The sequence below is a fragment of the Nitrobacter sp. 62-23 genome, from assembly GCF_001897285.1.
GTDB lineage: Bacteria > Pseudomonadota > Alphaproteobacteria > Rhizobiales > Xanthobacteraceae > Nitrobacter.
The window spans coordinates 20543-30652 of record NZ_MKSM01000113.1; the positions used below are offsets into that span (position 1 = coordinate 20543).

The following is a 10110-nucleotide window of genomic DNA, read 5'->3' on the forward strand; positions in this document are numbered from 1 at the left end:
GTGAACTGATCGGACGGATTTGCAATGAAGGTCACCGTCGAACGCGCGCAACTGCTGAAATCGCTGGGCCATGTGCATCGGGTGGTCGAACGGCGGAATACCATCCCGATTCTGGGCAACGTGCTGGTTCGCGCCGAAAACGCCAGGCTGTCGCTGAAAGCCACCGATCTCGATCTCGAAGTGACCGAAACGCTGGCGGCGGAGGCCGGAACCGGCGGCTCGACGACTGTTCCGGCGCACATGTTCCACGACATCGTCCGCAAATTGCCCGACGGCGCGCAGATCGTGCTGGAAGGCGACGGTGACCGCTCGGTGCTGGCCATTCGCGCCGGACGTTCGCGCTTCACACTGCAGACCCTGCCCGAGGACGATTTTCCCGACCTCGCGGCCGGCGAGATGACGCATTCCTTCACGCTCGCCGCCGCTGACATCAAGCGGCTGATCGATCGCACCCAGTTTGCGATCTCCACCGAAGAGACCCGCTATTACCTCAACGGCATCTACCTGCACAGCGCCGGGAGCGCCAAAAGCGCGACGCTTCGCGGCGTTGCGACCGACGGTCACCGGCTGGCGCAGGTCGATCTCCCGCTGCCGCAAGGCGCGGCCGGAATGCCCGGCGTCATCGTCCCGCGCAAGACGGTCGGCGAGGTGCAGAGGCTGATCGAGGACAGCGAGGCCGACGTCGGAATCGAACTGTCACAAGGCAAGATCCGCTTCACCCTCGGCAACGTGGTGCTGACCTCGAAGCTGATCGACGGCACCTTCCCGGACTACAGCCGGGTGATCCCGCAGAACAACGACAAGGAACTGGTCGTCGACAAAAAGGATTTCGAGGCGGCGGTCGATCGCGTCTCGACGATTTCCAGCGAACGCGGCCGCGCCGTGAAGCTGGCGCTGTCGGCCGGCAAGCTCATCCTGTCCGTCACCAATCCGGATTCCGGCAGCGCCACCGAAGAACTCGACGTCGAATACGCGTCCGAGCCGCTCGATATCGGGTTCAATTCGCGCTACCTCCTGGACATCGCCGCGCAGATCGAGGGCGAAGCCGCGGTGCTGAAGCTCGCCGATCCCGGCTCGCCGACGCTGGTGCAGGACAAGGATTCCAAAGGCGCGCTCTACGTGCTGATGCCGATGCGGGTGTGATGGTTCCTCGAGGGCCGCGTCGCCTGCGCCCTCCGTCGATGGCCCCCTTACGGCGTTTTCGCGCGAAACATGTCCTTAGGCTCGACTTGGGGATGGATACCGGTTCGCGTCAGGAAAACGCGCCAAATCAGAATCTGGAGCCTGCTTCTGATTCCATCGGAAGCAAAGGCTTGAGGGGACGTTACAGATAGGCCCTGAGATCGGCGGCGGCCGCGTCAGGCGAGCGGTTGAGATTGAACGGCGCAACGAAGTTGCCGTCGCGATCCATCAGATAGATCAGCGCCGTATGATCCATCGAGTACTCGCCGTCCTTCAGCGGAATCTTTTTGGCAAAGACCCGATATGCGGACACGATCTTGGCGACGGCGGCCGCGTCACCGGTCAGGCCTTTCAGGTGCGGATCGAAGCTGGACAGGTACTCCTTCATCGCGGCCTGGGTGTCGCGCTCCGGGTCGACGGTTACGAAAAGGGCGTTGACGCGATCGGCGTCCTTGCCCATCGCCCGCAGCACCTCCGACATTTCGAACAGCGAGGTCGGGCAGACGTCGGGACAATGGGTGTAGCCGAAGAAAATCAGCGTCGGACGGCCGATCAGATCCTTTTCGGTGACGCTCTTGCCGGTCTGGTCGATGAGTTGAAACGGACCGCCGATCTTCGCCGGCTGGGACTTGCCGAGCAGGTTGCCGCCAAGCGGGCCGCCGCCGGTCAGCCAGAGCACCGCCGAGAGGCCGATTGCCAGGCTGGCGGCGAAGGCTGCGAACACAGTCAGCGTGCGGGTAGCTCGATTTGCCATCAGATGTCCTTAGAGCATTTTGCGGGATACGCGCTAAAAGCAGGCGGCAATGCCGGCGGAAAGCATCTCGAAGAACACCGTGGTTCCATAGTGCATCCACAGCGCCAGCGTTCCGAGCAGCAGCGCCACGCCGGCGGCTGCGCTGCATGCGACGACTATGGAAGCGATATCCCGTTGCGAGTTCGCCAGTTGCGCCGGGCGCTGCATGATTTCCGCAATTCCCGTGAAGAATTGTCCTCCTCGGCCCTCGGAAGGCGCAACGGCGCCCTGCCGGTCCGGAGAGGTTTCAGATAAGGCCAGTCGCGTCCTTAAGGCAAGCGCAACCGCCGCCGATCACGCCGTGATGAAGTGGCGGCGGGGTCAGTGCGCCGACGACGCCTGCGCATCGAGATAGCACGGACGGTACATGTCAGCGAGCTGGCGGCCACGCAGGAAGATCATGCGCCGGGTCAAGCCGCCACGCCGTTGAATCCAGCGTCGCACCGGAGAAGGGTACATCAGATACAGCATATGGGTCGCTTCGGGATTGGTGACGGCCCGGCCGTCGGAGCCGATATCCCAGGCGGCATGGAATCCGAGCGCGGCGTGGGAGGTCACGCAGATCTTGTCGTGGGGAACCGCGCCGAGAATGATGGTGCAGGCCGATGCGCATAGTCCATCGATAATGACGGACTGCCCCGAGTTGCGAAGATTCTGATATTTATCGACGTAGGTTCCGATGCGGCCGCCGCGGTCCTCACCGATCCGGACAACGGCATGACTCGCGGCCACATGTCCCAGCACGAGAACCGCTGCGAGCAATCCTGTCACGATCCTCATCGTCCGCCCCGATGTCGACCCCGAATCCGCAGGAACCCTTGTGCGATTCCCATGTCGTCAGCCTCCGGCGAGATCGACGCTTTGTCCAGATGACCGCGGTCGCTCTCATCAGATTCAGATCCAGTGTTGCCCATGCGCTGCACTTGCCGCTAAGTGGATTCGGTTGATCGCAGAAAATGCTCTCGATCAATGATCCATCATTTACGCGCGGTCTGATCAATCTTTTTTTTTGCGGAGCATGCGCCAGACGGATCGCCCGGCGAACGGCCGATTTATAATTAGCCTGTCGGCTCAAACTCGAATCCCGGAACCTGACCGGCTTTGCCGCATCCATTCTTAAAGGCAGAGCTATTCTAAAGAGAATTATTCAAGAGAACGGGAGCGAGGCATATGCCGCAGGTTCAGTCACAACGGATCGCCGGTTCTTGCGACGACGATCAGGAACTGGTTGGCCGCGCCCGCGCGCGCGACGAAGGCGCCATCCGCGCCATCATGCAGGCGAACAACCGCAAGCTCTACCGGATCGCCCGCGGCATCCTTCGCAACGACGGCGAGGCCGAGGACGTCGTTCAGGAAACCTACGTTCGCGCCTTCACACATCTCGACAGCTTTCGCGGCGACTCCCGGCTCTCGACCTGGCTGGCGCGCATCGCCATGAACGAGGCGCTCGGCCGGCTGCGCCGCCAGCGCCCGAGCGTCGACTGGACGACGCTGGAGCCTGTGGCGTCGGACGCCCGCATCATCCAGTTTCCCATATCCGCCACGTCCGTCGATCCGGAAAAAACCATGGCCCAGCGCGAAATGCATCACATCGTCGAGCAGGCGGTTGACGAACTGCCCGAGGCGTTCCGTATCGTCTTCATCACCCGCGTGATCGAGGGAATGAACGTGGAGGAAACCGCGGAGATTCTCGACCTCAAGCCGGAAACCGTGAAGACCAGGCTTCACCGCGCCCGTGCGATGTTGCGCAAGAACGTCGAGAAGAAAATCGGTCCGGTGGTGATGGAGGCGTTTCCCTTCGCCGGCAAGCGCTGCGCGCGCCTGACCGAGGCGGTTCTTGGCCGACTCGGTCTGGGCAAATAATTCGGGAACCTGTTCCGCCGCGCCGCATCCAATCCTGTGTCAACAAAACGCCCGGCGATTCCGGTCGCGGCGTCACAGGAGTATCAAAAATGCTTGTTCGACTGAGCGCGGCGATCGCCGCCGCGATGCTGCTGAGCAGCGCTGCCCTCGCGCAGGACGCGAAGCCCACCGACCCGCAGATCGCGCACATCGCCTATACCGCCGGCGTCATCGATATCACCGCGGCGAAGCAGGCGCTGGAGAAATCCGAGAACAAGGCGGTGAAGGCGTTCGCCGCCGACATGGTGCGGGATCACGAGGCGGTGAACGACAAGGCCCTCGCACTGGTCAAGAAGCTCAAGGTCACCCCCGAAGACAATGACACCAGCCGCACGCTGTCCAAGAACGCCGCCGCCAAGCTGAAGGAGCTGGCGGCGCTGAAGGGCGCCGCGTTCGACAAGGCCTACATCGACAACGAGGTCGCCTACCACAAGGCGGTCGACAGCGCTCTCGAGACCCTGCTCATTCCCTCGGCCAGTAATGCCGAGCTGAAGAGCCTGCTGCAGACCGGGCTCAAGATCTTCCAGGGACACGAGCAGCATGCCGAGCATGTCGCGGCCGAACTGAAATAGGACAAGTCCATGAAGCCGGGCGGATATTTTCTGATCGTTGCAGCCTCGGGACTCGCGCTCTCAAGCGTCGCAACCTTGGGACTATCCGTCCCGGCCTCGGCGGCGACGCTTCAAATCACGATGCGGGATCTTGAAATCACGCCGGCTGCGGCGGACGCCAAGGTCGGCGACACCATCGAGTGGGTCAACGAGGACATTTTCGTGCATACCGCGACAGCGCGGAACGGCGACTGGGATGTGACGCTGCCGCCGAACAAGACCGTCAAGCTCGTCCTGAAAAAGCCGGGAACGATCGACTACCACTGCCGCTTCCATCCCAACATGAAGGCGAGGCTGACGATCTCGCCATAGCGTTCGCGCCCGGACGCGCGGGCTCATGCGGATTGCGTACGCCTCCGCAACGCCATCGCCAGGCAGATGGCGACGCCGGCCTGCCACACCGGATAGAGCGTCGACACCAGATCGAGGTTGAGCGCATCGTCCAGCGCCAGCAGCGCGCCGGCGCTGGTGCCGGTCACCAGCATCGGCAGCCAGGCCAGCGGATCGCGCGGGCTGGCCGGCAGCAGGCTGACCCCGAACGCCAGGGTGCCGGAGCCGACAAAACCACCCGCCAGACCAGACAATACGTTTCTCACAGCGCTTTCCGAAACGGAAATCCGTCCGTCGATCCAGACCGCCGCGCTGACCGCCCAGACAAAGGCGATCACGGTCACCACGGCCCCTGCCAGCGCCGCCCAGCGCGGATTGTCCGAGCCGATCTGGATCAGAACGAGGACGAGGAGCGCGAACGGCACGGCCAGAAGCGCAATCCGCAAGTCCGCGGGCGCGCCATTGATATGATCGATCAGCGGCGTCAGAATGCCTGTTCCGACGCCCGCGGCGCCGGTCTTGAGGAGTCCGTCACGGCTACGATCATGCGGCGCGGCCATCCCGTCAAGAGCCCTCCCGGTCCGCCTCGAAGGGCGACGATGGCGAAGGGGATCGAACCCTCGCATGCAGCCTGGGAAGCTCGACGGTCCTCAACCTGCACAAGACATTGGGCACAAAACCTCCGACAGCATCCCTCAAGCGGATGAGGGGTTATAACGCGAAAGCAAAACGCGCAAAAGGGGATGCGACGCTCACCTTGGGACACGCCTTCAGCGCGTTCTTCCATTGCAGACGGTTGCGGATCACATAGACAGATGTCTCTGACAACGGCCTGGGGCTATCCCCTCCGCCGCGCGTTCACCGCGATGGACATCAGCGCGCGTTGCGCGATCGCGGGCGCCAGTGCCGAATGCTTGCGCGCATCCAGCGCCGCGATCGCGAGCTGATCCATCACCTGAAGCAGTCGCGCGGCGCTGAAATTGCGCAACGCCGTTTCCACCGCCGCCTTGCGCGAAAAATGCAGCCGCGGAAATCCACCCTCGGCGGCTGACGGAGCCGACGCGCCGCCTTCCATCAGAAGCGCCGCCTTGTGCAAGGCGGCGACCTGGCGCTGCGCGGCCGAAATGGCCAGGCCCGGATAGGTGCCGGCGACCATGGCCTTGGCGAATTCGGTTTCGACGATGGTGGGCTGTCCGGCGAAGGCGGCGTCGACGACGGGATCGAGCTTGAAGTCGGATGCGTCTGATACCACCGCCATCACGTCCTCGATCGTGATCTCGCGCGCGCCATGGGCATAAAGCGTAATCTTGCGCAACTCGTTGCGCGAGGCCTGACGGTCGCCGCCGAGCAGCGACATCAGCATGGCGCGCGCATCCTGCGCGATCTTCAGACCGGAGGCGCGCAACTCGTCGTCGATCAGGCGCGCGAGGTCGCGTTCGGTGTCGGGGTAGCAGGCGATCGCCACCGCGTTCTTCGCGCGCTCGCAGGTTTTGCGCAGCGGCGCTTCGGGCCGCAACTCGCCGGCTTCGATCACGATCCGGCAGTCCCGGATATCGGAGTCCGCCAGCGTCTCGACGCCACCGGCGAAACTGCGCGATCCGGCCTTGACGCGGATGGCGCGGCGGCCGCCGAACAGCGGCACCGTCATGGCTTCATCGACAAGACGCGACGGCTCGGCGGCGAGTTCGTCGCCATCGAGCCGAACCAGCGAGAACGGATCATTGACGTCGTCGACGGCCGACGCCGTCAAGGCGTCCGCGCGCTCACGTACGAGACCGGCGTCGGGGCCGTAGAGCAGGATGATCGGGCGGGCCGGATCGGGCCGGGCAAGAAAACTGTCGACGTCCTTTCCGCGTAGCGCGACCATGTGCGTTCGATCCAACCCCCCGTTTCGGCAAGAACGACGTTTCTTGGACCTCTGCCTGTGACAGAGGTAGCGCGGTTCCGACGCCGCGGCATCGAAAACGCCATGGCTCCGCAGAATGAAGGACGAATGGCGTTCTCACATTCCCGAATAGAAAAACGAGGCCAGACGCGTGTTGATGTTGTCGGCGATCTGCTGCGCGGCGCGGTCCTCGGCGTCGCGATAGGCGCGCGAGCGCGCGAAACGCTGGAACTGGCCGGGAATGTCGTAGGAGGTGCGGGCGAAGGTGTTGGCGTTGAGAACGGTCTTGCCGGTCGCGACCTCGATCAACTGGTAGCTCGCATCGATGCCGTAGCTCTCGTTGGAGGGCAGCGCCGTGTTGGGATCGAGCATCAGCGATGAGCGGGTGGTTGAGAAGCGGATTCTGAGCTGGTGTGTCGGAGGTGCGCCGGTGGCTCCGCCGTAAAGCTTGAATGCGAGCGCGTTGCGAATTTCGACGCCGATCCGGGCATCGCGCGAGGCGTTGGGCTTGTCGATCGGCAGCAGTTCGACGCCCATCAGCTTGTCGCGCAGGGCCGGGCTGCCGTCCGTGTGTTCGGCATACATCGGATGGAAGCAGCCGGCTGTCAGCGCCGCCAGCACGGCAATGAGGCTCAGCCGCGCTGCGAGGCGCGGACCAAAGCCATTCCCGTTCCGGCAGAATCGAAACGGGGCTCCAGATTCTGGTTTTGACACGTTTTCTTGCCGCGAACCGGTATCCGCTTCGCTCGAGAACACGCCAAGCCATGATCGAGCCGGTCGAGCCGACAACCTACCCCACCACATTCACGATCCTCTGCGGGACGATGATGATTTTGCGGGCCGGTTTGCCGCCCAGCGCCTGTCTTACCGCATCGAGCGCCAGAACGGCAGTCTCAATTTCCGGATTCGGCGCGCCGCTCGCCACCGTGACCTCGCCCCGCTTTTTGCCGTTGACCTGCACCGGCAGGGTCATGGTGTCTTCAACCAGAAGATCGCGCTCGATTTGTGGCCAGCGGGCTTCCGAAACCAGACCGGTCTGCCCCAGCGCCTGCCAGCATTCCTCGGCGAGGTGCGGCATCATCGGGCTGAACAACTGGACCAGGATGGTGGCGGCCTCGCGCAGGCTCCAACTCAGATCCGGCGCGAGGCCGGATGTCCCGGCGCGGGAGCGGGCAAGGGCGTCGGCCAGTTCGTTGGCGAACTCGCGGATGTTGGCGAGGCAGACGTTGAAGTGCAGCCGCTCGATGCCGGTCGATACCTTGTCGAGCGCGCCATGGGTCGCCTTGCGCAAGCCGCTCGCATCACGGCCGAACGCCGCCGGCCTGTCCTGCGGCGCGGCCCTGCCGGCATCAGTCGCTTCGTTGACCAGCCGCCACAGCCGCTGCATGAAGCGCGATGCGCCCTGCACGCCTTCCTCGCTCCAGATCACGTCGCGATCCGGCGGTGAATCCGACAGCATGAACCAGCGCGCGGTGTCGGCGCCGTAGCTGCCGATGATGTCGTCGGGATCGACGGTGTTGCGCTTGGACTTCGACATCTTCTCGACCGCGCCGATACTGACCTCCTCGCCGGTGGAGATCAGCGTGGCGCGACGGGTCTCGCCGCGGGCCTCGATCCGGACCTCGTCGGGCGAGGCCCAGCCGCCGTCGGCCTTGCGATAGGTCTCGTGCACCACCATGCCTTGCGTGAACATGCCCTTGAACGGCTCGTCCATACTGATGTGGTCGGTGGCCTTCATCGCGCGGGTGAAGAAGCGCGAATACAGCAGATGCAGGATCGCGTGCTCGACGCCGCCAATATACTGGTCGACCGGCATCATGCGGTTGGCGATCGCCGGCGTGGTCGGCGCCTGCTCATTCCACGGGTCGGTGAAGCGCGCGAAGTACCACGACGAGTCGACGAAGGTATCCATGGTGTCGGTTTCGCGCGTGGCCTTGGCCCCGCACTTCGGGCAGACGACGTGCTTCCATGTCGGATGATGGTCGAGCGCGTTGCCGGGCTTGTCGAAGCTGACGTCCTCCGGCAGCGTGACCGGCAGATCGGTCTCCGACACCGGCACCACGTCGCAGTTGGGGCAATGGATCACCGGGATCGGACAGCCCCAATAGCGCTGGCGCGAGATGCCCCAGTCGCGCAGGCGGAAGTTCACCTTGCGCTCGGCGACCGGCATGTTGCCGCGCGTCTCGCTTTCCAGCCGCTTGGCGACCTCTTCCTTCGCGGCCTCGGTGGTCATGCCGTCGAGGAAGCGGGAGTTGATCATCCGCCCGTCGCCGTCATAAGCCGTATCGGTGATGACGAAGCTCGCAGGGTCCTGTCCCTCGGGGCAGACCACCGGCGTGTTGCCGAGGCCGTACTTGTTGACGAAATCGAGGTCGCGCTGATCGTGCGCCGGACAGCCGAAGATCGCGCCGGTGCCGTATTCCATCAGGATGAAGTTGGCGACATAGACCGGCAGCGCCCACGCCGCGTCGAACGGATGGATGGCGCGAATGCCGGTGTCGAAGCCCATCTTCTCCGCCGTGTCGAGCTCGGCCTGCGCGGTGCCGCACCGCTTGCACTCGGCGATGAAATCGGCGAGCGCGGGATTGTCTTTCGCCGCCGCCTGCGCCAGCGGATGATCCGGCGCGATCGCCATGAACTTCGCGCCGAACAGGGTGTCGGGGCGCGTGGTGAAAATCTTCAGCTCGCTCTCACCGCTTGGGGTCGTTGCCGGATCAAGCGCGAAGCGAACCAGGAGACCCTCGGAGCGGCCGATCCAGTTGCGCTGCATCAGCCGCACCTTGTCGGGCCAGCGGTCGAGCGTGTCGAGGGCGTCGAGCAGGTCCTGCGCGTATTTCGTGATCTTGAAGACCCACTGGTTCATCTCGCGCTGCTCGACCACGGCGCCGGAGCGCCAGCCGCGCCCGTCGATCACCTGCTCGTTGGCGAGCACGGTCATGTCGACCGGGTCCCAGTTGATCTTGCGCTTCTCGCGCTCGGCGAGACCGGCGCGCAGGAAGTCCAGGAACATCTTCTGCTGGTGCTTGTAATAGGACGGATCGCAGGTCGCGAATTCCCGCGCCCAGTCGAGCGACAGCCCGATCGAGCGGAGCTGCTTCTTCATGGCCTTGATATTGTCGTAGGTCCACGCCTTGGGCGCGATCTTGCGCTCGATCGCGGCGTTCTCGGCGGGCAGGCCGAAGGCGTCCCAGCCCATCGGATGCAGCACGTTGTAGCCCTTGGCGCGCATGTAGCGCGCGATCACGTCGCCGAGGGTGTAGTTGCGGACATGGCCGATGTGGATCCGCCCGGACGGATAGGGGAACATTTCCAGTACGTAGTATTTTTCGCGCGGGTCGTCGTTTTTGGTCGCGAAGATCGCCTGCCTGTCCCACTCGGCTTGCCAGCGCGGTTCGGCGTCACGGGCG

Annotated in this window: 11 protein-coding genes; 4 read left to right on the forward strand and 7 right to left on the reverse strand. The window is 64.0% G+C overall.

The window, feature by feature from the left end; genetic code table 11:
- Positions 1-24: 24 nt before the first annotated feature.
- Positions 25-1143, forward strand: coding sequence for a DNA polymerase III subunit beta (dnaN, locus tag BGO16_RS12725; RefSeq protein WP_292619094.1), 1119 nt, complete (start codon positions 25-27; stop codon positions 1141-1143).
- Positions 1144-1324: 181 nt separating this feature from the next.
- Here dnaN and BGO16_RS12730 read toward each other — a convergent pair whose 3' ends face one another.
- From BGO16_RS12730 to BGO16_RS12740, 3 genes are all read right to left on the reverse strand, one after another.
- A complete protein-coding gene (locus tag BGO16_RS12730; protein WP_292619095.1) occupies positions 1325-1936 on the reverse strand; it encodes an SCO family protein in 612 nt (203 codons plus the stop codon).
- 33 nt (positions 1937-1969) lie between these two features.
- Entirely contained in the window at positions 1970-2143 is a 174-nt protein-coding gene (locus tag BGO16_RS12735) for a hypothetical protein (protein WP_292619096.1), read from the reverse strand.
- 153 nt (positions 2144-2296) lie between these two features.
- Positions 2297-2755 (reverse strand): hypothetical protein, encoded by a 459-nt coding sequence (locus BGO16_RS12740; RefSeq protein WP_292619097.1) that lies wholly within the window; start codon positions 2753-2755, stop codon positions 2297-2299.
- A gap of 390 nt (positions 2756-3145) precedes the next feature.
- Here BGO16_RS12740 and BGO16_RS12745 point away from each other — a divergent pair, with 390 nt between their 5' ends.
- From BGO16_RS12745 to BGO16_RS12755, 3 genes are all read left to right on the forward strand, one after another.
- Positions 3146-3838 (forward strand): RNA polymerase sigma factor, encoded by a 693-nt coding sequence (locus tag BGO16_RS12745; RefSeq protein ID WP_292619098.1) that lies wholly within the window; start codon positions 3146-3148, stop codon positions 3836-3838.
- An 89-nt stretch (positions 3839-3927) separates the two neighbouring features.
- The gene (locus tag BGO16_RS12750) at positions 3928-4449 is read left to right on the forward strand and encodes a DUF4142 domain-containing protein (RefSeq protein WP_292619099.1); all 522 of its coding nucleotides are present in this window, start codon (positions 3928-3930) and stop codon (positions 4447-4449) included.
- A gap of 9 nt (positions 4450-4458) precedes the next feature.
- Positions 4459-4800, forward strand: coding sequence for a cupredoxin domain-containing protein (locus tag BGO16_RS12755; RefSeq protein WP_292619100.1), 342 nt, complete (start codon positions 4459-4461; stop codon positions 4798-4800).
- Positions 4801-4823: 23 nt separating this feature from the next.
- On the opposite strand, the gene BGO16_RS12760 is transcribed toward BGO16_RS12755, so the two are convergent.
- The 4 genes from BGO16_RS12760 to leuS all read right to left on the reverse strand — a co-directional run.
- Positions 4824-5378 carry a hypothetical protein gene (locus BGO16_RS12760; protein WP_292619101.1) on the reverse strand — a complete coding sequence of 185 codons (555 nt, stop codon included), beginning with the start codon at positions 5376-5378 and terminating at the stop codon, positions 4824-4826.
- A 278-nt stretch (positions 5379-5656) separates the two neighbouring features.
- Complete coding sequence (gene holA, locus BGO16_RS12765; protein ID WP_292619102.1) at positions 5657-6685, reverse strand: DNA polymerase III subunit delta; 1029 nt, start codon at positions 6683-6685, stop codon at positions 5657-5659.
- 135 nt (positions 6686-6820) lie between these two features.
- A complete protein-coding gene (gene lptE / locus BGO16_RS12770; RefSeq protein ID WP_292619106.1) occupies positions 6821-7339 on the reverse strand; it encodes an LPS assembly lipoprotein LptE in 519 nt (172 codons plus the stop codon).
- 154 nt (positions 7340-7493) lie between these two features.
- Positions 7494-10110: leucine--tRNA ligase (leuS, locus tag BGO16_RS12775; RefSeq protein ID WP_292619103.1), on the reverse strand; the 2617-nt coding region annotated here is incomplete at its 5' end.